At 60.3% G+C, this 23441-nt stretch carries 16 protein-coding genes; 10 read left to right on the top strand and 6 right to left on the bottom strand.

The features are described 5' to 3' along the window. Positions 1 to 11 precede the first annotated feature (11 nt). From pilG to RHP75_RS19075, 8 genes are all read left to right on the top strand, one after another. Positions 12 to 419 carry a twitching motility response regulator PilG gene (gene pilG / locus RHP75_RS19110; RefSeq protein ID WP_160012893.1) on the top strand — a complete coding sequence of 136 codons (408 nt, stop codon included), beginning with the start codon at positions 12 to 14 and terminating at the stop codon, positions 417 to 419. A 47-nt stretch (positions 420 to 466) separates the two neighbouring features. Then, positions 467 to 832, top strand: coding sequence for a twitching motility response regulator PilH (gene pilH / locus RHP75_RS19105; protein ID WP_108485952.1), 366 nt, complete (start codon positions 467 to 469; stop codon positions 830 to 832). A 45-nt stretch (positions 833 to 877) separates the two neighbouring features. Next, complete coding sequence (locus RHP75_RS19100) at positions 878 to 1414, top strand: chemotaxis protein CheW (RefSeq protein WP_269379756.1); 537 nt, start codon at positions 878 to 880, stop codon at positions 1412 to 1414. An 84-nt stretch (positions 1415 to 1498) separates the two neighbouring features. Further along, the gene (locus tag RHP75_RS19095; RefSeq protein ID WP_311089585.1) at positions 1499 to 3544 is read left to right on the top strand and encodes a methyl-accepting chemotaxis protein; all 2046 of its coding nucleotides are present in this window, start codon (positions 1499 to 1501) and stop codon (positions 3542 to 3544) included. Between the two features lie 68 nt (positions 3545 to 3612). Continuing rightward, a complete protein-coding gene (locus RHP75_RS19090) occupies positions 3613 to 4470 on the top strand; it encodes a protein-glutamate O-methyltransferase (protein WP_311089584.1) in 858 nt (285 codons plus the stop codon). Between the two features lie 177 nt (positions 4471 to 4647). Further along, positions 4648 to 12093, top strand: coding sequence for an Hpt domain-containing protein (locus tag RHP75_RS19085; RefSeq protein ID WP_311091997.1), 7446 nt, complete (start codon positions 4648 to 4650; stop codon positions 12091 to 12093). Continuing rightward, positions 12086 to 13105, top strand: a complete 1020-nt coding sequence (locus RHP75_RS19080; RefSeq protein ID WP_311089583.1) for a chemotaxis protein CheB — start codon at positions 12086 to 12088, stop codon at positions 13103 to 13105. Before RHP75_RS19085 ends, RHP75_RS19080 begins: the two co-directional genes overlap by 8 nt. A 31-nt stretch (positions 13106 to 13136) precedes the next feature. Beyond that, complete coding sequence (locus tag RHP75_RS19075; protein WP_311089582.1) at positions 13137 to 13607, top strand: chemotaxis protein CheW; 471 nt, start codon at positions 13137 to 13139, stop codon at positions 13605 to 13607. Between the two features lie 57 nt (positions 13608 to 13664). Here RHP75_RS19075 and RHP75_RS19070 read toward each other — a convergent pair whose 3' ends face one another. Then, positions 13665 to 14384 carry a 16S rRNA (uracil(1498)-N(3))-methyltransferase gene (locus tag RHP75_RS19070; RefSeq protein ID WP_311089581.1) on the bottom strand — a complete coding sequence of 240 codons (720 nt, stop codon included), beginning with the start codon at positions 14382 to 14384 and terminating at the stop codon, positions 13665 to 13667. Positions 14385 to 14467: 83 nt separating this feature from the next. After that, on the bottom strand, positions 14468 to 15874 hold the full coding sequence (locus RHP75_RS19065) for an adenosylmethionine--8-amino-7-oxononanoate transaminase (RefSeq protein WP_311089580.1): 1407 nt from the start codon (positions 15872 to 15874) through the stop codon (positions 14468 to 14470). Between the two features lie 303 nt (positions 15875 to 16177). Between RHP75_RS19065 and RHP75_RS19060 the strand changes: the two genes are divergently transcribed. Both RHP75_RS19060 and RHP75_RS19055 read left to right on the top strand, forming a co-directional pair. Then, positions 16178 to 16723 (top strand): cytochrome b, encoded by a 546-nt coding sequence (locus tag RHP75_RS19060; RefSeq protein WP_311089579.1) that lies wholly within the window; start codon positions 16178 to 16180, stop codon positions 16721 to 16723. A gap of 60 nt (positions 16724 to 16783) precedes the next feature. After that, entirely contained in the window at positions 16784 to 17362 is a 579-nt protein-coding gene (locus RHP75_RS19055) for a YceI family protein (RefSeq protein ID WP_090250063.1), read from the top strand. Between the two features lie 88 nt (positions 17363 to 17450). On the opposite strand, the gene RHP75_RS19050 is transcribed toward RHP75_RS19055, so the two are convergent. The 4 genes from RHP75_RS19050 to ahcY form a co-directional block, all read right to left on the bottom strand. Further along, a complete protein-coding gene (locus RHP75_RS19050) occupies positions 17451 to 19310 on the bottom strand; it encodes a DEAD/DEAH box helicase (RefSeq protein WP_311089578.1) in 1860 nt (619 codons plus the stop codon). Between the two features lie 229 nt (positions 19311 to 19539). Further along, positions 19540 to 20913, bottom strand: coding sequence for a nucleotide 5'-monophosphate nucleosidase PpnN (gene ppnN, locus RHP75_RS19045; protein WP_311089577.1), 1374 nt, complete (start codon positions 20911 to 20913; stop codon positions 19540 to 19542). 190 nt (positions 20914 to 21103) lie between these two features. Beyond that, positions 21104 to 21949, bottom strand: coding sequence for a methylenetetrahydrofolate reductase [NAD(P)H] (gene metF / locus RHP75_RS19040; protein ID WP_257776781.1), 846 nt, complete (start codon positions 21947 to 21949; stop codon positions 21104 to 21106). A gap of 90 nt (positions 21950 to 22039) precedes the next feature. After that, positions 22040 to 23434: an adenosylhomocysteinase gene (gene ahcY, locus RHP75_RS19035; protein ID WP_311089576.1), complete on the bottom strand. Its 1395-nt coding sequence runs from the start codon at positions 23432 to 23434 to the stop codon at positions 22040 to 22042. Positions 23435 to 23441 lie beyond the last annotated feature (7 nt).

The raw sequence follows: 23441 nt of genomic DNA, 5'->3' as shown, positions 1-23441 counted from the left end.
GTAGGGCAAACATGGAACAGCATTCCGAGGGTTTGAGGGTGATGGTGATCGACGATTCGAAAACGATTCGTCGTACCGCGGAAACCCTGCTGAAAAAGGTGGGCTGCGAGGTAATTACTGCAGTTGACGGCTTCGATGCTTTGGCAAAGATCGCCGATACCCATCCGAACATCATCTTTGTCGACATTATGATGCCGCGGCTCGATGGCTATCAGACCTGTGCCTTGATCAAGAACAACAGCGCTTTCAAATCCACTCCGGTGATCATGCTGTCTTCCAAAGACGGTCTGTTCGATAAAGCTAAGGGTCGCATTGTCGGTTCCGATCAATACCTGACCAAACCCTTCAGTAAAGAAGAGCTGCTCGGTGCGATTAAAGCCCATGTGCCTGACTTTGTACCGGTGGAACAAGCGTCCTGACGCCTGGCTGAACAGCTGGGCGCCTTTTTAAAGTATTGGGAAACACCATGGCTCGAATTCTGATTGTTGATGACTCGCCGACTGAAATGTACAAACTGACCGCCATGCTGGAAAAGCACGGCCATCAGGTACTCAAGGCGGAAAATGGTGCCGACGGCGTTGCTCTGGCGCGCCAGGAAAAACCCGACGCCGTGCTGATGGATATCGTCATGCCGGGCCTCAATGGCTTCCAGGCGACCCGCCAGTTGACCAAGGATGCGGACACCAGTCACATCCCGGTGATTATCGTCACCACCAAGGATCAGGAAACCGACAAGGTCTGGGGCAAGCGCCAGGGTGCGAAGGATTACCTGACCAAGCCGGTTGATGAAGAAACCCTGGTTAAAACCTTGAATGCGGTATTGGCCGGCTAAGACCGGGTCAGTCCGCAATTAAAAAAGAATAAGGCCGCAGCTGGCATGTCGGACGCGCAAACACCTTTTCAAACCCTTCAGGATATCGACAGGCTTTGTCGTTCGCTGGCTGCTGGCTTGCCTTCGCAGCAAGCGGTGGTGCAGACCTGGAGCGGCATCGGTTTTCGCATGGGCGAGCGTTTTTTTGTCGCGCCCATGGGTGAAGTTGGCGAGGTGCTGCATGAGCCGCGCCATACCCTGTTGCCTGGCGTGAAAAACTGGGTCAAGGGCGTGGCCAACGTGCGTGGTCGCCTACTGCCAGTGATGGACCTGTGTGGGTTCTTCGGCAATGAGCTGTCGCCACTGCGCAAAAAACGCCGAGTGCTGGTGGTTGACCACCAGGAAGTCTTTGCCGGCCTCACGGTCGATGAAGTATTCGGCATGCAGCACTTTCCTGTGGATACCTTCTCCGAGCAGCTGCCGCCGCTCGAGGCGTCCATAGCACCTTTTATCCACGGAGTATTTCAACGTGAACAGCCCTGGTTGGTGTTCAGCCCACACGCGCTGGCCCAGAACCCGGGTTTTCTCGACGTGGCGTATTAACAGTTTATCGGTGGGGTCGGCTTTGTCGGCCTTTTGGCGTTACATGGGAACCGTAGTGCGGTCGGTCCAGGCGGGGGCCAGTAAATGAAAAAACTAAATGCAGGTAATTTGTTAGCAGGTGCGCGCAGTAGCACATTGATCGCAGGGCTGTTTATTGTCCTGATCGTCTCGATCGTGCTGTTGTTCGCCAACTTCGCCTACATCAACACCCAATCCAACTACGACACGGAGTACATCGGTCACGCCGGTGAGCTGCGCGTACTGTCCCAGCGTATCGCGAAAAACTCTACGGAAGCGGCGGCCGGTACGGCGGAAGCGTTCGCCTTGCTGCGCGATGCGCGTAACGACTTCCAGACTCGCTGGGGTTATCTGACCGACGGTAACGAGGAGACCGGGCTGCCCGCAGCGCCGGAGTCCTTGCAGCCACAGATTGCTGTAGTACAGCAGGACTGGGATACGCTGCGGCAGAACACCGACGCCATCCTGGCCAACGAACAGACCGTATTGTCGCTGCACCAGGTAGCTGCCACCCTGGCAGAAACCATTCCGCAGTTGCAGGTCGAGTACGAAGAAGTAGTCGACATCCTGCTGGAAAGTGGTGCGCCGGCGGCTCAGGTTTCGGTAGCTCAGCGTCAATCTTTGCTGGCAGAACGTATTCTGGGTTCGGTAAACAAGGTACTGGCCGGTGACCAGGACTCGGTGCAGGCCGCTGACATGTTCGGTCGCGATGCCAGCCTCTTCGGTCGTGTACTGAGTGCGATGCTTGAAGGCAACGCCGCTATGGAAATCACTCAGGTAAGCGACGAGGAAGCCCTCGAGCGTCTGGCGGAAATTTCTGAACTGTTCGAATTCGTATCCGGTTCGGTGGACGAGATTCTCGAAACCTCGCCTGAACTGTTCCAGGTGCGCGAGTCGGCCAACGTGATCTTCACTGTCTCGCAGACCCTGTTGGACAAGGCATCCGACCTGGCCGTCGGCTTTGATGACCTGGCCACTGGCCGTGCCATCAACACCCTGATCGGTTATGTGCTTGGTGCTCTGGCGCTGGGTTCAATCATCCTGATCGGTCTGGTGATGGTGCGTGAAACCAACCGTCGTCTGGCATCCACCGCTGAGAAGAACGAACGTAACCAGGCAGCTATTCTGCGACTGCTCGACGAAATCGCCGACCTCGCAGACGGTGACTTGACCGTAGCCGCGACGGTAACCGAAGACTTCACCGGTGCCATCGCTGACTCCATCAACTACTCCATCGACCAGCTGCGTGACCTGGTAGCAACGATCAACCTGACCGCCGTTCAGGTAGCCGGTGCCGCCCAGGAAACCCAGGCCACAGCGATGCACCTGGCTGAAGCTTCCGAGCACCAGGCCCAGGAAATTGCCGGTGCTTCTGCGGCGATCAACGAAATGGCCGTGTCGATTGACCAGGTATCGGCGAACGCCTCGGAGTCCTCCGCGGTAGCGGAACGTTCCGTAGCCATCGCCAACAAAGGTAACGAAGTGGTGCACAACACCATCACCGGCATGGATAACATCCGTGAGCAGATCCAGGACACCTCGAAGCGTATTAAACGCCTCGGTGAATCGTCCCAGGAGATCGGCGACATCGTTAGCCTGATTAACGACATTGCTGACCAGACCAACATCCTCGCACTGAACGCCGCGATCCAGGCCTCTATGGCGGGTGACGCGGGTCGAGGCTTCGCCGTGGTAGCGGACGAAGTACAACGCCTCGCAGAACGTTCCTCTGCTGCAACCAAGCAGATCGAAGCGCTGGTTAAGACGATTCAGACCGACACCAACGAAGCCGTTATCTCGATGGAACAAACGACTTCCGAAGTGGTGCGCGGTGCTCGTCTGGCACAGGACGCCGGGGTTGCACTGGAAGAGATCGAGAAGGTATCCAAGACCCTCGCGGCTTTGATTCAGAACATCTCCAACGCTGCTCGCCAGCAGGCATCGTCGGCGGGCCATATTTCCAACACGATGAACGTGATCCAGGAAATCACCTCGCAAACTTCCTCCGGTACCACTGCCACCGCCAAGAGCATTGGTAACCTGGCCAAGATGGCCAGTGAGATGCGTAAGTCGGTATCCGGCTTTACCTTGCCGGGTGGGGAACAGGCTTAATCAGGTGCTTCGCGGCAGGCTGAAAAGCCTGTCGCACAAGGGCTATGGCCGTGAGCGAGGGGCACGACATGCAGTCAGGCGTCTGGGCCTTGCAGCCTCTGGCAGATATGACAGCCACGGAGTTTCGTGACTGGCAGACGCTGCTCGAGGAGCGCACCGGGGTCGTTCTCAATGAACGGCGACGGGCGTTTCTGCAAACCAATCTGAGTGCGCGCATGCGCGAGCTGGGCGTGATGGATTACGCCACGTACTACCGGCAGGTAACCGATGGTCCCCGCGGTGCGGTGGAGTGGTCGACCCTGCTGGATCGGCTGACTGTGCAGGAAACCCGTTTCTTTCGTCATCGCCCGTCCTTTGAAGTGCTCGAAAGCTACTTGCGTGAGCGTTTGCAGCAGGGCATGACGCAGCCATGGGAGCTGTGGAGCGTGGGATGTGCCAGTGGTGAAGAGCCTTATTCGCTGGCCATCAGTGCGGCTGAAGTGTTGCGTGAAAGTGAACACCCGGATCATTTCGGGGTAACAGGCACCGACATCAGCCTGAACGCCTTGAGCAAGGCGCGTGATGGCCAGTACGGCGCGCGCCGTCTGGAGCAGTTGGATGACGATCTGTGCCAGCGTTACTTCCTGGCCCAGGACGATGGACGTTTCAAGGTGGTGCCGAATCTGGCCGCGCGCGTATGTTGCGCCCGGCTCAATGTGCTGGAGCTGGCCAAGGCGCCGATGTCCGGTATGGACGTTATTTTTTGTCAGAACTTGTTGATCTATTTTCGTCGCTGGCGTCGCCGCGAGATCCTCAATCGCCTGGCCGAGCGCCTGGTGCCTGGAGGGCTGCTGGTGGTGGGAGTGGGCGAAGTAGCAGGTTGGCAGCATCCGGAGTTGATCCCGGTAGCCGACGAGCGAGTGCTGGCGTTTACCCGCAAGGGATAACAGGCTGTTGAAAAACGTAAGCGAGGCAGCCAGTGCAAGGCAAAAGCCGGCGAGAACGCGGAGTTTACGAGTTGTAAATGAGCAGTTCGAGCCTGCTTTTAACGCAGCAATGGCAACGCAGGTAGTTTTTCAGCAGCTTGATAAGGCAGAAGAGCCAAGTATATGAGTGGAGTGGCTATGGGTGATCGGCACGATTATGTCGCCCTGGAATGGGTTAAGGGCGAGATCGCGGAAACCCTGAAGCAGGCGCGTCAGGCGCTGGAGGCGTTCGTCGAGAACCCCCAGGACGCTACGCGCATGCGTTTCTGCCAGACCTATGTGCATCAGGTGCTTGGCACCTTGCAGATGGTCGAGTTTTTCGGCGCGGCGCTGCTGGCTGAGGAAATGGAGCAGTTGGCTGGTGCCCTGATCGACGGCCGCGTGACCAACCAGGGTGAAGCCCTGGAAGTGCTGATGCAGTCGATTCTGCAACTGCCGGTTTACCTCGACCGTATCCAGACTGCTCGCCGCGACCTGCCAATGGTCGTGCTGCCTCTGCTCAACGACCTGCGCGCTGCGCGTGGGGAAAAACTGCTCTCGGAAACCAGTCTGTTTGCCCCGGATATGTCCGGTCGCACGCCAGCGCTGCCTAATGAAACCATCGATCAGCTGCGCACCGCCGAACTGCCGGTGTTGTTGCGTAAATTGCGGCAAATGCTGCAAATGGCCCTGGTCGGGGTAATCCGTAATCAGGACCTGCCAACCAATCTGGGCTATATGGCGCGGGTGTTCGCGCGTCTGGAAAACCTCTGCAAGGATTCACCGCTCGGCCCGCTGTGGCAGATCGCCTCGGGCGTGGTCGAGGGTTTGGCCAATGGCAGCGTGGCCAATGGCACCTCGATTCGTACTCTGTTGCGTCAGGTCGACAAGGAGCTCAAGCGCCTGCTCGAACAAGGCGCTGATGGCCTTAACCAGGCCGCTCCCGACGAACTGAGCAAGAACCTGCTGTTCTATGTAGCCAAGTCGTCGGCGCAGTCGCCGCGCGTGCGCAACCTCAAAGAGCAATATCGCCTCGACGATGCACTGCCGGACAACGATGTTGTCGACGAAGAGCGGGCTCGCCTGGCGGGCCCGGACCGCGACGCCATGCGTTCGGTGGTTGCCGCGCTGTGTGAAGAGCTGGTGCGGGTTAAGGACAGCCTCGATCTGTTCGTGCGCAGTGACCGTACTCAGGTCGCCGATCTGGATGCGCTGGCCGCGCCGCTCAAGCAGATTGCCGACACTCTTGCTGTGCTCGGCTTTGGCCAGCCGCGTAAAGTTATTGTCGACCAGCTGGATGTGGTCAACGGTCTGGCCAAGGGCCAGGGCGAGCCGAGCGATGCGGTGCTGATGGATGTCGCCGGCGCTCTGCTGTACGTCGAAGCCACCCTGGCTGGCATGGTCGGCCCCGCTCAGGATGGTGGCCGCGAAGAAAGCCATCTGCCGACCACCGACGTGGCGCAGATTCACCAGTTGGTGATCAAGGAGGCGCGTAACGGTCTGGAACAGGCCAAAGACGCGATCATCGAATTTATTGCCTCGCAGTGGAACCACGAGCACCTGGCCCGTGTTCCCGAGTTGTTGACTCAGGTGCGTGGCGGTCTGGCAATGATCCCACTGCAGCGTGCTGCTGACCTGCTCAATGCCTGCAATCGCTATATTCAGGAACAGCTGCTGGCGCGCAAGGCCGTGCCTAATTGGCAGAACCTTGACACCCTGGCGGACGCCATCACCAGCGTCGAGTACTACCTTGAGCGCTTGGCTGAAGACCATGCGACCCAAGGCGACCTGATTCTCGATGTGGCAGAGGAAAGCCTGGAAAGCCTGGGTTATCCGCTAAAAGAAAAACCGTCGATTCTCGACCGTGTCGAGCCGCCAGCAGAGTCCTTCGCGCCACTGGCTGATCCACTGGACGATATGGAAGTGCTCAGCGCCGAGCCGGAAGCAACGGCCGACATTGAGCCGAGCCTGGAGTCGCTTGTCGAAGAGCCTTTGCCGCTAGATCTGGCTGACGATTTCAGTGCCGAGTTTGCCGATCTGGACTCGACAGCGATTGAAGCACCATCCAGTGAGGCTGCGTGGGCTAGCGAAGCGCCGTCGGCTGATCTTGAACTGATTGACTTTAGTATCGACCTGCCTGACGCCGAGCCTCTGCCGCTCGCTGAAGCTCAGCAGGAACAGCCGTTTGCTGGCGAAGAGCTGCAGCTCGGCAGCTTTGAACTCGACGAAAGTGACAGCCCGGCCAACTGGAATGAAGCCGAACTGGCAGCCCTTGAGTTACCAGAGGTCGACCTGCCCAGTGCCCCGCTGAACGAAGAGCCCGAGCAGGCGGTTGCCGAAAAAGCCTTGTCGATGGCTGATGTGATGGCCGCTCCGGTGCAGGCGATTAACCCGCCGGCCCACGATGTGCCGCCAAGCCTGCTGCCGCCCCCTGCTGATGAAGAGCCTATCGATGAAGAGTTGCTGGAAGTCTTTATCGAAGAAGTGGGCGAGGTACTGGAAACCATTGGCGAGTACTTCCCGCAGTGGTGCGCCGACACTGACAACAAGGATGCGCTGACTGAAATCCGCCGGGCTTTCCACACCCTCAAGGGCAGTGGGCGCATGGTCCGCGCTTTGGTGATTGGTGAGCTGGGCTGGTCGATTGAGAATCTGCTCAATCGTGTGCTCGACCGCAGTATTCAACCCAGTGCCGAGGTTCAGCAGGTGATCACTGATGTGGTCGCGCTGATGCCGGCCCTGGTCGATGAATTTGCCAATAAAGCGCAACGTCAGCGTGACGATGTTGATCACCTGGCCGCGACGGCGCACGCCTTGGCCAAAGGCCGAAGCCTCCCAAAACCTCAAGCCCCGGTTGAGCTGGTAGCGGAGCCCGAGGGCAGTCCAGTTGCTACCGGCGAAGTTGTAGAGGTTGAAGACGGGCTAGATCCGCAGTTGCTGGAGATTTTCCGCAACGAAGCTGAAATGCACCTCGACACCTTGGTTGGCTTCCTGGCTGATTGTGCTCAGGAGTTGCCGCAGCCGGTCACTGATGACCTGCAGCGTGCCTTGCACACCCTCAAGGGCAGTGCCTCGATGGCCGGTATTCAGCCAGTAGCCGAGATCGCTTCGCCGCTGGAAAAACTGGTCAAGGAATTCAAAACCAACCTGATCCCGATGGATCTGGCCGAAGCCGAACTGCTGAGTAGCGCCGAAAAACTCTTCCGGCTGGGGCTGGAACAGCTGGAAAGTCAGCCGCTGGCCGCTCTACCGGGTGCTGCCGAGTTCCTTGAACGCGTACAAAAGCTGCACAGTGATCGTCTCGAACATGCGGAAAACAGCCGCCAGAGTGATCAAGGTGAGAAGCGCGATCCGCAGATGATCAGCATCTTCCTCGCCGAAGGCATGGATATCCTGCTGGATGCCGAGGACCTGCTGCGCAAATGGCGCGAACACCCGTCCGAGCGTCAGGAACTGAGTTCCCTGCTGGACGAGCTGACCACCCTTGGCCGTGGCGCCGAGATGGCCGAGCTACCGCAGATTGATGAACTCTGCGAAGCCTTGCTCGACCTCTATGGCGCGGTTGAAGAAGGCCGTTTGGCGGTCAGCGAGCGCTTCTTCAGCGAAGCCGAACAAGCCCACGAAGCCCTGATTGGCATGATGGATCAGGTTGCCGCTGGGCTGCAGGTCAGTGCCGCTCCTGAGCGCGTGACCGCCCTGCGCAACTTGCTGATGGAAGCGCTGGACCCAGACACCCTGGCGTTGCTATCCAACAACGGTGACGGCGGTATCGACATTGTTGAGCTGGCTGATGCCACTGCTGCGCTGGAAGAGCTCGGCCTGGCTGAACCAGATGAGCTGATCGAACCGCTTGAGCTCGACGCGCCTGACGCTGAAGAACTGCCTACGCCTACTGAGACCGTGAGTGAAGCTCAGACCGAACCGCCGGCTGCTTCGCTTTACGAATCGCTTGATGAAGAAATGGTATCGATCTTCCTCGAAGAAGCGGTCGATATTCTGGAGAGCGCCGGCCAGGCGTTGGAACGCTGGTTGGCCGACACGGATAACAAAGCCGCGTTGTCCTCGCTGCAACGTGATCTGCATACCCTCAAGGGTGGTGCACGCATGGCCGAGATTCGCCCGATTGGCGATCTCGCCCATGAACTCGAATCCTTGTACGAAGGTCTGGTTGACCGCCGCTACAGCTTTTCGCAGCCACTGGCGAATCTGCTGCAGCAGAGCCATGACTCTCTGGCGCAACTGCTGGAACAGCTACAGGTGCGCGCGGCAATGCATTCGCCGCTGGAACTGATCGAAGCCATTCGCAGCTTCCGCCAGAGTGGTGGGCAAAGCTTGCCAGTGAGCCCGGTCATCTCCGAGCCTGTTGCCGAAGCCGAAGCCGAAGCCGAAGCCGAAGCCGAAGCCGAAGCCGAAGCCGAAGCCGAAGCCGAAGCCGAAGCCGAAGCCGAAGCCGAAGCCTTGCCGATGATCGAGTCGTTTGATCTGGCAGAGCCTGAGCCTGCTGAGCTGCCTGGGATTGAAGAAGAGATCGATTTTGGCATCCTGGCCGATGCACCGCAGGAACCGGTGGATAGCGAACCGTTGGTAAGCGAAACGCCGGAGATCGACGCGTTCGAGTTGCCTGCTGTAGAGCTCGATGAGCTGCCATTGGTCGACGCTACTGCTGAAAGCGAAGTCGAGTCTGCCGAACTTCCCGACGCTGCCCCCGAGCCCGAGCCCGAGCCCGAGCCCGAGCCCGAGCCCGAACCGGTAGCGGTTGCTGCTGCGCCTGCTGTATTTGATGACGAGCGCGATCCTGAGCTGGTGGAAATCTTCCTTGAAGAAGGTTTCGACATCATCGACAGCGCCGGTGCTGCTTTGCAACGCTGGATGGGTGACGTCAACAACAGCCTGGAGCTGGAGTCGCTGCAGCGTGATCTGCACACCCTCAAGGGTGGTGCACGCATGGCTGAGATCCGTGAAATCGGTGACCTGGCCCACGAACTGGAATTCCTCTACGAAGGTCTTGGCCAAGGGCGTTTGCGTGCCAGCGAGGACCTCTTCACCCTGCTTCAGGCCTGTCACGACAGCCTGGCTGAGATGCTTGAAGCGGTACGCGGCAAGCGCGGCGTACCGAGTGGCGAGGCGCTGATCGAAACCATCAAGCGCTTCCGTGCCAACCCGGATGAGCAACTGAGCATGCCGTCTGCGGTTGCCCTCAAGGCTGCCGAAGATCAGCAGGGCGACGATGCCGAATCGGACATCCTCGACATCTTCCTTGAGGAAGGTGATGACCTGCTGGAAGCCATGGAAGTCGCTATCGGTCGTTGGGAGGCTGACCGTGAAGACGGCGCCGCCATCGACGATATGCTGCGCATCCTGCATACCCTCAAAGGTGGTGCGCGTCTGGCTGGGCAGAAACGCCTGGGCGACCTGACCCACAGTCTCGAACAGCACCTGACCGAAGCGCAAGCTCAGGGTGCGCCGTGGCCGCAGAGTCTGTTTGTCGATGTGCAGTCCGGCTTTGAAGGCTTACAGCAGGAGCTGGACGCGCTGCGTCAGCGTCTGAATGACAGCCTAGTGGCCGATACGGCAAGCCAGCAAGCGCCTGCACCAGTGGCTGAGCAAACTCCGCGCCTGCCGGAGCTGAGCACCCCGATTGTTGCAGCCAGTGCCATGCCGGCGCAGGAGTTGGTGGCCAAAGTGCTGCCGTTCGTCCGTCGTGCTGAAGAAGCTGCGCAGGAAGCTGCTTCGCGGCGTGCGCCGCAGGAGCTGGTCAAGGTGCCTGCCGAGTTGCTCGAAGGCCTGGTCAACCTGGCTGGTGAAACTTCGATTTTCCGCGGGCGGGTTGAGCAGCAGGTGAGTGACTTCGGTTTCACCCTGAGCGAGATGGAAGCCACCATCGACCGCGTACGCGATCAGTTGCGTCGCCTCGATACCGAAACCCAGGCGCAGATCCTCAGCCGTATTCAGGCTGAAGCCGAGCGTGTCGGCTATGAAGATTTCGACCCGCTGGAAATGGACCGTCACTCGCAGCTGCAGCAGCTGTCCCGCGCGCTGTTCGAGTCCGCTTCCGACTTGCTCGACCTGAAAGAAACCCTCGCCGCGCGTAACCGCGATGCGGAAACCCTGCTGCTGCAACAGGCGCGGGTCAACTCCGAGTTGCAGGAAGGCCTGATGCGCACGCGCATGGTGCCGTTCGACCGTCTGGTGCCGCGTCTGCGCCGTATCGTGCGGCAGATTTCCGGTGAGTTGGGCAAGCAGGTCGAGTTTGTTGTTGGCAACGCCGATGGCGAGATGGACCGTACCGTACTCGAACGTATCGTCGCGCCGCTGGAGCACATGCTGCGTAACGCCGTCGACCACGGCATCGAAGCCGCCGACGTGCGTCGGGCTGCGGGCAAGCCGGAGCAGGGCACCATTCGCCTGGCGCTGGGCCGTGAGGGTGGCGACATCGTCCTGACCCTGGCCGATGACGGCGGTGGCATTCGTCTGGAAGCGGTCAAGCGGAAAGCTATCGAGCGCGGTCTGATGGACGCCGACTCGGATCTGACCGACTACGAAGTGCTGCAGTTTATCCTCGAGGCCGGGTTCTCTACCGCCGAGAAGGTCACGCAGATATCGGGGCGTGGCGTGGGTATGGACGTGGTCCACTCCGAGGTCAAGCAGCTCGGTGGCTCGATGAGCATCGAGTCGATTCCGGGCACCGGCACCACCTTCACCATTCGCCTGCCGTTTACCGTGTCGGTCAACCGCGCGCTGATGGTGCTGTCGGGTGAAGACCTCTACGCCATTCCGCTGAACACCATCGAAGGTATCGTGCGGGTGTCGCCTTACGAGCTGGAAGCCTATTACGCCCCCGATGCGCCGCGTTTCGAATACGCCGGGCAGAGTTATGAACTGCGCTACCTGGGCGACCTGCTGAACAATGGTCAGCAGCCCAAGCTGGTCGGCCAGAGCCTGCCGCTGCCGGTGATTCTGGTGCGCTCCAAAGAGCACGCCGTGGCCGTGCAGGTCGACTCTCTGGCCGGTTCGCGGGAGATCGTGGTGAAGAGCCTCGGCCCGCAGTTCGCTGGCGTTCACGGGATTTCCGGTGCAACCATCCTAGGTGACGGTCGCGTCGTGGTGATTCTCGACCTGCTGGCGACTATCCGCGTGCTGCATGCGCATTTGCTTACCCAGCTGACGCCGCGTCTGCTCAAACAGTCGGCAACGGCGGCAGAAATCGAAGCAGATCGGCCGACGCTGGTCATGGTGGTCGACGATTCGGTCACCGTGCGCAAGGTCACCAGCCGTCTGCTCGAGCGAAACGGCATGAACGTACTGACCGCCAAAGACGGTGTCGATGCCATCTCGCAGCTGCAGGAGCGCAAGCCCGACATCATGCTGCTGGACATTGAAATGCCACGCATGGACGGCTTCGAAGTGGCAACCCTGGTGCGCCACGATGAAGGCCTGAAAGACCTGCCGATCATCATGATCACCTCGCGTACCGGTGAAAAACACCGTGAGCGGGCCATGAGCATTGGCGTCAACGAGTACCTTGGTAAGCCTTACCAGGAGTCCTTGTTGCTTGAAACCATTCAGCAACTGGTGGGCCGCCACCCGGTAAACCGCAATGAGTGAGAAAACTGCAGCCCGCATCGCGGTGATTGCCGATACCTCGCTGCAGCGCCATGTGCTGCAGCAGGCTTTGACCGGCAGCGGCTATCAGGTGGTGATGAACAGTGACCCGGCGCGTCTTGATCAGGAAACCCTGAACGCCTGCGAAACTGACCTGTGGTTGGTTGACCTCGCCCAGTCGGAAGACTTGCCGCTGGTCGACAGCCTGATGGAAAGCGCCTCGGCTCCGGTGCTGTTTGGTGAAGGTCACGCGCCCGAACGTCATTCGGAGAACTACCCGCGCTGGGAGCGTCGGCTGTTCGGCAAATTGAAGAAGTTGGTGGGCGACCCGTCGCAAGCCGTCGGCCCAAGTTTGGAAGCTTTGCTGGCTGAAGCGCAGCGTCCGTCGCGACTGGATCTGCCTGCCGCGCTGGCGGATACCCCGCTGGTAGCCGGCGAGCCGGCGCGGCAGGTGTGGTTGCTGGCGGCCTCCCTGGGCGGCCCGGCTGCTGTAAAAGCCTTTCTCGATGCTTTGCCGGGTGGTCTGCCGGTGGGGTTCGTGTATGCCCAGCATATCGATGCGAGTTTCGAGAGTGCGCTGCCGCAAGCGGTGGGGCGCCACAGCCAGTGGCATGTGAATCCGGCGCGGCATGGCGATGCGGTGCGTTGCGGTGAAGTGGTTGTGGTGCCGATCAGCCATGAGCTGGGTTTCAGTGATGACGGTCAGATGCAGATTTCCGAGCGGGGCTGGCCTGAACCCTACAGTCCTTCGATCGATCAGATGATGCTTAATCTGGCCCAGCATTTTGGTGCGCTGAGCGGTGTAATCGCCTTCAGTGGCATGGGCAGCGACGGCAGTGCCGCAGCCGCCTATGTGCGTCGCCAGGGCAGCGTGATCTGGACGCAGCGTGCGGACAGCTGCGCCAGCCCGAGTATGCCGGACAGCCTGCGTGAAGGCGGCTACAGCAGCTTCAGCGGTGATCCGCGTGAGCTGGCCGAAGCCCTGGTCAATCACCTGGCCGAGCAGTGCCGATAATCCGGGGCTGTGCCCTGTACAGGAAATTTCCATGAGCCAAGCCGTCGCCACGCAGAACAGCGCCAACAGCCTTACCGGTCTGTTGATGCCGTTGACTGACCGTACTCTGCTGCTGCCCAACGTGGCGGTTGCCGAGCTGATCCCTTATCGCGCGCCGCAGGTCAGTGAAGGCATGCCCAGCTGGTTCCTCGGGCAGATTGCCTGGCGTGATCTGCGCCTGCCGCTGCTGTCGTTCGAAGCGGCATCGGATGGCCAGGTCAGTGTCAGCCCTGGCTCGCGGGTAGCAGTGATCAACGCCCTCGGTGGCCGGCCGAACGTCAAGTTTATTGCTGTGCTGGTGCAGGGCATCCCGCGTTCGATCAAGGTCGGCGCTGAGCTGGTGCGCGCAGATGTCACCTTGTCGCCGCTGGAGCTGGATGCGGTGCAGTTTGGCGACGCCGTACTGAAGATCCCGGATTTGATCGGTCTGGAGCAAAAGCTGGCGGATGCCGGATTGATCTGACCGAAGGAAAAACAAAAGCCCGCATCAGCGGGCTTTTTTATGGTGTTGAAGTAGCGCTTAGAAATCGCCCCACAACTGCTGCGCCACGCTTAACGCCACCACCGGCGCGGTCTCTGTGCGCAGCACCCGTGGGCCGAGGCGGGCAGCATGAAAGCCCTGGGTTTTTGCCTGACTCACTTCGTTGTCACTCAGGCCGCCTTCCGGGCCGATCAGAAAGGCCAGCGACTGAGGCTGCGGATGGCTGGCCCAAGGCTCGGCGACGGGGTGCAGCACCAGCTTCAACTCGGCGGTTACCTGCCCCAGCCAGTCGTTCAGGCTGATGGGCGGATGAATGATCGGCAGCACCGAGCGGCCGCATTGCTCGCAGGCGCTGATCGCCACCTGCCTCCAATGCGCTATGCGCTTGTCGGCGCGCTCATCCTTGAGGCGCACTTCGCAGCGCTCGCTGACGATCAGGCTGATTTCATTGGCGCCCAACTCGGTGGCTTTCTGAATCGCCCAATCCATTCGTTCGCCGCGCGACAGGCCCTGGCCCAGATGAATATGCAACGGTGATTCGGCCTGGCCGGCAAAGGCTTCGCGCAATTCGACGCGTACGCTTTTCTTGCCCACTTCGATCAGTTCGCCCCGGTATTCCTGGCCGCTGCCATCGAACAATTGCACGGCATCGCCCACGGCATGGCGTAGCACGCGGCCGATATAGTGGGCCTGGGCTTCGGGCAGCTCGTGCTGGCCGAGTGAGAGGTGGGCATCGATAAAGAAACGAGAAAGGCGCATGGGTTGATCGCTGCAGCGGCACAGTTGAGGCGGCAAGCTTAACGCCTCAGGCGTGCCGCATACAGCCGGCTAGGTAGGAACACTTAGCCCGGATCGCGAAAGCCAGGGTAGTTGGCATTGCCTTGCGCCACGCTGACCGAGGTGCGGGTGGCGATGTCGATACCTTCACTGGCCACCTCGGCGAGAAAGTCGATCTGCTCAGGAGTGATCACGTAAGGCGGCAGGAAATACACCACGCTGCCCAGTGGCCGCAGCAGTGCACCGCGCTCCAGAGCATGCTGGAACACCTTGAGGCCGCGCCGCTCCTGCCAGGGGTAGGCGGTCTTGCTGGCTTTGTCCTGCACCATCTCGATGGCCAGAGCCATGCCGGTTTGGCGCACTTCGGCGACATGCGGGTGGTCGGCCAAGTGTGCGGTGGCGCTGGCCATACGCGCGGCCAGGGCCTTGTTGGCCTCGATCACATTGTCCTGTTCGAAGATGTCCAGGGTCGCCAGGGCCGCCGCGCAGGCCAGCGGGTTGCCGGTGTAGCTGTGCGAGTGGAGGAAAGCGCGCAGGGTCGAGTAGTCGTCATAGAACGCCTGGTACACCTCGTTGGTGGTCAGGCAGGCGGCCAGCGGCAGATAGCCGCCAGTCAGCGCTTTCGATAAGCAGAGGAAGTCCGGGCGAATGCCGGCCTGTTCGCAGGCGAACATCGTCCCGGTGCGGCCGAAACCGACGGCAATTTCGTCATGGATCAGGTGTACGCCGTAGCGGTCGCAGGCTTCGCGTAGCAGCTTGAGGTAGATCGGGTGGTACATGCGCATGCCACCCGCACCCTGGATCAGCGGCTCGACGATTACCGCCGCGACCTCATGGCCATGCTCGGCCAGGGTCTGCTCCATAGCGGCGAACATATTGCGCGAATGTTCTTCCCAGCTCATACCCTCGGGGCGGTGGTAGCAATCCGGGCTGGGCACCTTGATGGTGTCGAGCAGCAGTGCCTTGTAGGTGTCGGTAAACAGCGCCACATCGCCTACTGACATCGCCGCAATGGTTTCGCCGTGGTAGCTGTTGGAGAGGGTGACGAAGCGCTTCTTCGCGGGTTTGCCGACGTTGAGCCAGTAGTGAAAGCTCATCTTCAACGCGACTTCGATGCAGGACGAGCCATTGTCGGCATAGAACACTCGGTCCAGACCCGCAGGGGTCATCTTGACCAGGCGCTCGGACAGCTCAATCACCGGTTGATGGCTGAAGCCGGCGAGAATAACGTGCTCCAGCTGATCAACCTGATCCTTGATGCGTTGATTGATCCGCGGGTTGGCGTGGCCGAAGACATTCACCCACCAGGAGCTGACTGCATCGAGGTAGCGTTTGCCGTCGAAGTCCTCGAGCCAGACGCCTTCGCCGCGCTTGATCGGTACAAGCGGCAGCTGTTCGTGGTCCTTCATTTGCGTGCAGGGGTGCCAGAGCACGTTCAGGTCACGCTGCATCCACTGGTCATTCAGGCTCATCGCTCTACTTCTTCCTCGGCTCGCAATCATCTGCACCAAGCCTATCAGAAGCATTGCAGCGGATGGACGGCACAACCACGCGTGATTACCCCAGCCCTCCGCCGATCCGCTCTATCGTGCCGTTTGTAGCCTGATGGCTGAACTTTGTCGGGTGCCGCTAGACTAATTTCCGCTGAGTTGAGTGAGTGAGCGACGCATCGTATTTCTCGATATTTCAAAGCGAAAAATTCCGCTTTTAGTCGATAAGTTTGTTGCTAGTCTTGCTCCACTCGCGGTCCTGGTTCTTCCTTCGGAAAGTTTTCAATGCAATGGCGTAATAGTTCTTCTCACTACGGCCTGGTCAGCATCCTGATGCACTGGTTGGTGGCGGTGGCCGTGTTTGGCCTGTTTGGCCTGGGTTACTGGATGGTCGGTCTGGATTACTACAGCAGCTGGCGCCAGACCGCACCGGATCTGCACAAGAGCATCGGCCTGGTGCTGTTTGCGGTGATGCTCGGGCGGGTGCTGTGGCGCTGGTTCAGTCCGCCGCCGGCGAGCCTGCCTAATCATGGACGCATGACTCGTCTGGCCAGCAAACTGGGCCACAGCTTTCTCTACCTGGGGCTGTTTGTGCTGATGATTTCTGGCTACCTGATTTCTACAGCTGATGGTCGCGGTATCCCGGTATTCGGCTTGTTTGAAGTGCCGGCCAGCCTGACCAGCATTCCGGATCAGGAAGATGTCGCCGGGCTGGTGCATGAATACCTGGCGTGGGCGCTGGTGATCTTTGCTGGCGTTCATGCTCTGGCTGCGTTGAAACACCACTTTATTGATCGCGACCGTACGCTTACGCGGATGTTCGGTCGCTAGTTTCGCTTGCTGTTTCCGGGGCTGAACTAGCCCCATCCCACACTCACAAGGAGCATGCCCATGTTGAAGAAAACCCTCGTAGCCCTGGCACTTGGTGGCGCATTGATCGGCGCTGGTCAGGCGATGGCGGCTGATTACGCCATCGACAAGCAAGGCCAGCACGCCTTCGTCAATTTCAAGATCAGCCACCTGGGCTACAGCTGGTTGTACGGTACGTTCAAGGACTTCGACGGCAGCTTCAGCTTCGACGCCGCCAAACCGCAGGACAGCAAGGTCAATGTCACCCTGAACACCACCAGTGTCGACACCAACCACGCTGAGCGTGACAAGCACATCCGCAGCGGTGACTTCCTCAACGTCAGCAAGCACCCAACGGCGACTTTCGCCTCCACCTCGGTCAAATCCACCGGTGAAGGCACTGCCGACATTACTGGCGACCTGACCCTCAACGGCGTGACCAAGCCGGTGGTGATTGCCGCCAAGTTTATCGGCGAAGGCAAGGACCCATGGGGCGGCTACCGTGCCGGCTTCGAAGGCAGCACCAAGCTGAAGCTGAAAGACTTCGATATCCAGAAAGACCTCGGCCCGGCTTCTCAGGACGTTGAGCTGATCATCTCGGTTGAAGGCGTACGCAAGTAAGCCTGCCAGGCGGGGCATAACCCGTCTGTTTAGACCTGCCAACAAAAACGCCGCCCAATGGGCGGCGTTTTTGTGTGCGGCTAGCTGACTATGACTCTTCGCGGTTGCGTGTCAGCAGGGCCGGCTTTTCGCCACGCGGACGTGCGCTCGCCAATTCGTCGAGCTGCTCCGGCGTCGGGAAGCGGTCCAGGCGCGAGCCCTTGTGCACAATCACCGGTTGCTTATCGCGCGGGCTTTTCACCGCTGCTTCCTGGCGTGGCAACTCATCGCGGTTCAGCGATGTGGTGCGGGTGTCGCGCGGTGGGCGCGCACGGCCGGAGCCATTGCGACCTTGACCGCCCTGACCTGAGCCCTGACGACGGCCTTGACCGCCAGCATTGGCACCACCGCCATTGCTACGCGGCGGTTTGGCAGGGCGAGCGCCCTGGCCTACACCATTGCTCGCGCTCGGGCCTGAAGCAGGCGCACCTGGCCGACGGCCACGGTTCTGCTGCTTGTTCTGGTTCGGGCTTACATAATCGGCACGGTTGCCGAAATTATCGATTTCATCGTCGCGGAACTCGTCCGGCGCGCGGTCCGGAGGGAGTGCGGGCACGGCCGGTGCGGCGGCGCGGCCTGAGGACGAGTTGCGTGGCTGTTGGTTACGACCGCCTTGTGGCTTGCTGCGGTTGTTGTCGCGACCGCTGTCCTTGCCTTTGTCCTTGCGGCCACCGCCATGGCGTTCGCCTTCCGGCTTGGCGCCGCGTGGTTGACGTGGCTTCTGCGGCTCGCGTACTTCCGGACGCTCAGCTTCAACGGTGCTGGCATCAAAACCGAGCAGATCACCGTCACCGATCTTCTGCTTGGTCATGCGCTCGATGCCCTTGAGCAGCTTCTCTTCATCCGGTGCTACGAGGGAGATCGCCTCACCGCTACGACCGGCACGGCCGGTACGGCCGATGCGGTGTACGTAATCTTCTTCGATATTTGGCAGCTCGAAGTTGACCACGTGCGGCAGTTGATCGATATCCAGGCCGCGGGCGGCGATATCGGTGGCTACCAGAATGCGTACTTTGCCGGCCTTGAAGTCAGCCAGGGCTTTGGTGCGGGCGTTCTGGCTCTTGTTGCCGTGGATCGCGACAGCCGGCAGACCGTGTTTATCCAGGTACTCAGCCAGGCGGTTGGCGCCATGTTTGGTACGTGTAAACACCAGTACCTGTTCCCAGGCGCCAGCGGTGATCAGGTGAGCGAGCAGGGCGCGCTTGTGGCTGGCCTGAACGCGGAATACACGCTGTTCGATGCGCTCGACCGTGGTGTTCGGCGGCGTGACCTCGATGCGCTCCGGGTTGTGCAGCAGCTTGCCGGCCAGATCAGTGATGTCTTTCGAGAAGGTCGCCGAGAACAGCAGGTTCTGGCGCTTGGCCGGCAGCTTGGCGAGGACCTTCTTCACATCATGGATAAAGCCCATGTCGAGCATGCGGTCGGCTTCGTCGAGGACGAGGATTTCCACGTGCGAAAGGTCGATGGCGCGCTGGTTGGCCAGGTCGAGTAGGCGGCCGGGGCACGCCACCAGCACGTCGACGCCTTTGGCCAGGGCCTGGACCTGCGGGTTCATACCAACGCCACCAAAGATGCAGGCGCTGACGAATTTCAAATCGCGGGCATACAGCTTGAAGCTGTCATGCACCTGGGCGGCCAGTTCGCGGGTCGGGGTCAATACCAGGACGCGCGGTTGTTTCGGGCCGTGACGCTGTTCGCGATCCGGGTGACCGTTGGGGAACAGTCGCTCAAGGATCGGCAGGGCAAAACCGCCTGTCTTACCTGTACCCGTCTGGGCTGCAACCATCAGGTCGCGGCCTTGCAACGCGGCGGGGATGGCCCGCTGTTGCACCGGAGTGGGTTGGGTGTAGCCGGCGGATTCGACCGCACGGACTAAAGCCTCGGAGAGACCGAGGGAGGCAAAGGACATGTGTAATCCTGTCTAGTGAGGGCGCAGCCCTATGGGGTGTATTGCCTGGCTTGAATCACGCTTGGGGGGCGTAATCCCGTCCGGTACTACTGGCCTCTGGGGGCTAGCATCCGGGCGCAAGCCTGGCGGGAAGGCCCGAGTATAACAGAGCGGCCGGTCTGTGCGAGCGTCTGCCTGCTCGGTGGTCGCGCGCCGTTGCTAGGCCTGCAATGGCGCGGGTTTCAACGGTTCAGCTGGTCAATTTGTAGCAGGGTACATAGGCGCTGTTGCCGGGTAGTTTCATCCGATGCTGATCGACGAAGGCCTGCAGCAACTGGTCGAGCTGGCGCATGATGTCGCGCTCCCCAGTGATCTCGTAAGGGCCGTGCTGCTCGATCAGGCGGATGCCCTTGTCCTTGACGTTGCCCGAAACAATCCCGGAAAACGCCCGGCGCAGGTTGGCGGCCAGTTCATGCACCGGTTGCTCGCGAGTCAGCTTGAGGCTGGCCATGTTGGCGTGAGTTGGTTCAAACGGGTGCTGGAAGCTCTCATCGATCTTCAGCAGCCAGTTGAAGTGGAAGGCGTCGTTGTGTTCGCGGCGGAACTGTTTGACGGCCTTGATCCCTTCAGCCATTTCTCGGGCGACCTGCTCGGGGTTGTCGATGATGATGCGATAGCGCTGCTGCGCCGCTTCACCCAGGGTCGCGCCGATAAACTCATGCAGCTGCTCGAGGTAGGCGGCGGCGCTGCGTGGCCCGGTCATGATCAGCGGGAAGGGGATGTTCTGGTTATCTGGGTGCATGAGGATGCCGAGAAAATACAGCAGCTCCTCGGCTGTGCCTGCGCCGCCGGGGAAGATGATGATGCCGTGGCCGACGCGGACGAAGGCCTCCAGGCGCTTCTCGATGTCCGGCAGGATCACCAGCTCATTGACGATCGGGTTGGGCGCTTCGGCGGCGATGATCCCGGGTTCGGTCAGGCCCAGATAACGGCCATGCACGTTACGTTGTTTGGCGTGGGAGATGGTCGCGCCTTTCATCGGTCCCTTCATCACGCCAGGGCCGCAACCGGTGCAAATGTCCAGGCCGCGCAGGCCCAGTTCGTGGCCAACTTTCTTGGTGTATTTGTATTCTTCGGTGCTGATCGAATGGCCGCCCCAGCACACCACAATCTTCGGCTCGGCGCCGGCGCGTAGGGTGTGGGCGTTGCGCAGCAGGTGGAAGACGTAGTCGGTGATGCCTTGAGAACTGCCAAAATCGATGCGCTGATTTTCCAGTTCGCTCTGCGTGTAGACGATGTCGCGCAGGGCGCTGAACAGCATTTCGCGGGTGCTGGCGATCATCTCGCCATCGACAAAGGCATCAGCCGGGGCGTTGAACAGCTCCAGGCGAATGCCGCGGTCTTGCTGCAGGATATTGATCTCGAAGTCTGGGTAGGCTTCCAGAATGGTCTTGGCGTTATCGCTGTGCGATCCGGTGTTGAGGATGGCCAAGGCGCATTGGCGGAACAGCGCATAGACGCTGCCGGAACCGGTTTCGCGCAGTTGTTGCACTTCACGCTGCGAGAGGGTTTCCAGGCTGCCTTTGGGGGTGACTGAGGCATTGATGGTTTTTCTGCTGACCATTGAGCAACTCCATGGAGGTCTTGAGCTTCAAGCTATGCAGGGTTGACCTTGAGGTCAAGGTCGGCGTCGGTGTCGAGTCGCTGCAGGATATGTCTGAGGCAGGACGCTCTGTTGAGGTCACAGACGCGGGGAGGCGATGTGCCGCTGGGCGTCCATGGCACCGGCGGTGCCATGGACGGGGTTGTGCGCCTCAGCGTGGCAGCTTGAGGTTGTTCCAGATCGCCAGGCTCGGCTCAGCCTGGTTCATGCTGTAGAAGTGCAGGCCTGGGGCGCCGCCTTGCAGCAGGCGCTCGCACATTTCAGTGATGACCTGCTCGCCATACGCCTGGATGCTGTCGGTGTCGTCACCGTAGGCTTCCAGTTGTTTGCGCACCCAGCGCGGGATTTCCGCACCGCAGGCGTCGGAGAAACGCGCCAGCTTGCTGTAGTTGGTGATCGGCATGATGCCCGGTACCACTGGAATATCTACACCCAGCTTGCGCACACGGTCGACAAAGTAGAAGTAGCAGTCGGCGTTGAAGAAGTACTGGGTAATCGCGCTGTCCGCGCCGGCTTTGGCCTTGCGCACGAAGTTGGCGATGTCGTCCTCGAAATTGCGTGCCTGCGGGTGCATTTCCGGATAGGCGGCCACTTCGATATGGAAGTGATCACCTGTTTCTTCGCGGATAAAGCTGACCAGCTCGTTGGCGTAACGCAATTCGCCGCTGGCCATGCCCATACCGGACGGCAGGTCACCGCGCAGAGCGACGATGCGCGTGATCCCAGCATTCTTGTACAGGGTCAGCAGCTCGCGCAGCTCGGCCTTGCTGTCGCCCACGCAGGACAGGTGCGGGGCTGTGCTGACACCGACATCGTTATTCAGCTGCAGCACGGTATTGAGCGTACGGTCGCGGGTGGAGCCACCGGCACCGTAGGTGCAGGAGAAGAAATCGGGGTTGTAGGTCGCCAGTTGGCGCGCCACGTTCATCAGTTTTTCGTGCCCGGCTTCGGTCTTGGTGGGGAAGAACTCGAAGCTGTAACGGCGTTCTTGAGACATAAGAAAATTCCGTAGGGTGGGTCAGCCGCAGGCATAACCCACCGGGGTTCTCGACGGGCTGGCCGCAGTGCGGTCAGCCCGTCCTACGCATCAATAGCGGTAAGCGTGCGGCTTGAACGGGCCTTCCTGCGGCACACCGATGTATTCGGCTTGCTTGCTGGTCAGTTGGGTCACCACGCCGCCGAAGCCTTTGACCATTTCCAGGGCCACTTCTTCGTCGAGCTTCTTAGGCAGCACTTCCACGGTCAGACGCTCGGCTTTCTTGTCTGCGGACAAGTCAGCAAACTTCTGCTCGAACAGAAAGATCTGCGCCAGCACCTGGTTGGCGAACGAGCCATCCATGATCCGGCTTGGGTGGCCAGTGGCGTTGCCCAGGTTCACCAGGCGGCCTTCGGCCAGCAGGATCAGGTAGTCATCGTTGTGCGGGTCGAAGCTGCCGGCGCCGGTGCGGTGGATTTTGTGCACCTGTGGCTTCACTTCTTCCCACGCCCAGTTCTTGCGCATGAAAGCGGTGTCGATTTCGTTGTCGAAGTGACCGATGTTGCACACCACGGCGCGCTTTTTCAGGGCTTTGAGCATGTTGGCGTCGCAGACGTTGACGTTACCGGTGGTGGTGACGATCAGGTCGATCTTGCCCAGCAGCTGGGTGTCGATGCTGGCGGCGGTGCCATCGTTAATGCCGTCCTTGAACGGCGAAACCACTTCGTAGCCGTCCATGCAGGCCTGCATGGCGCAGATCGGGTCCACTTCGGTTACGCGTACGATCATGCCTTCCTGACGCAGCGACTGCGCCGAGCCCTTGCCCACGTCGCCGTAGCCGATCACCAGCGCTTGCTTGCCGGACAGCAGGTGGTCGGTGCCGCGCTTGATGGCGTCGCTCAGGCTGTGACGGCAGCCGTACTTGTTGTCGTTCTTGCTCTTGGTTACCGAGTCGTTGACGTTGATCGCCGGGATCTTCAGCTCGCCCTTGGCCAGCATGTCCAGCAGGCGGTGCACGCCGGTGGTGGTTTCTTCGGTCACGCCGTGGATGCGCTCAAGCATCTGCGGGTATTTCTTGTGGAGGATCTCGGTCAGGTCGCCGCCATCGTCGAGGATCATGTTGGCGTCCCACGGCTTACCGTCCTTGAGGATGGTCTGCTCAATGCACCACTCGTACTCTTCTTCGGTTTCGCCCTTCCAGGCGAATACCGGGATACCGGCGGCAGCGATGGCGGCAGCGGCCTGATCCTGGGTGGAGAAGATGTTGCACGACGACCAGCGGACTTCGGCGCCCAGTGCAGTCAGGGTTTCGATCAGCACGGCAGTCTGGATGGTCATGTGGATGCAGCCGATGATCTTCGCGCCCTTGAGCGGCTGCTCGCCGGCGTATTTGCGGCGCAGGCCCATCAGGGCTGGCATTTCCGATTCGGCGATGATGGTTTCGCGACGGCCCCAGGCAGCCAGGGAAATGTCGGCGACTTTGAAATCGTTAAAAGCGGCGCTCATAAAAAGC

The sequence above is a fragment of the Pseudomonas sp. SG20056 genome (assembly GCF_031764535.1).
GTDB lineage: Bacteria > Pseudomonadota > Gammaproteobacteria > Pseudomonadales > Pseudomonadaceae > Aquipseudomonas.
This window is presented reverse-complemented; position numbering and strand designations above follow the sequence as displayed.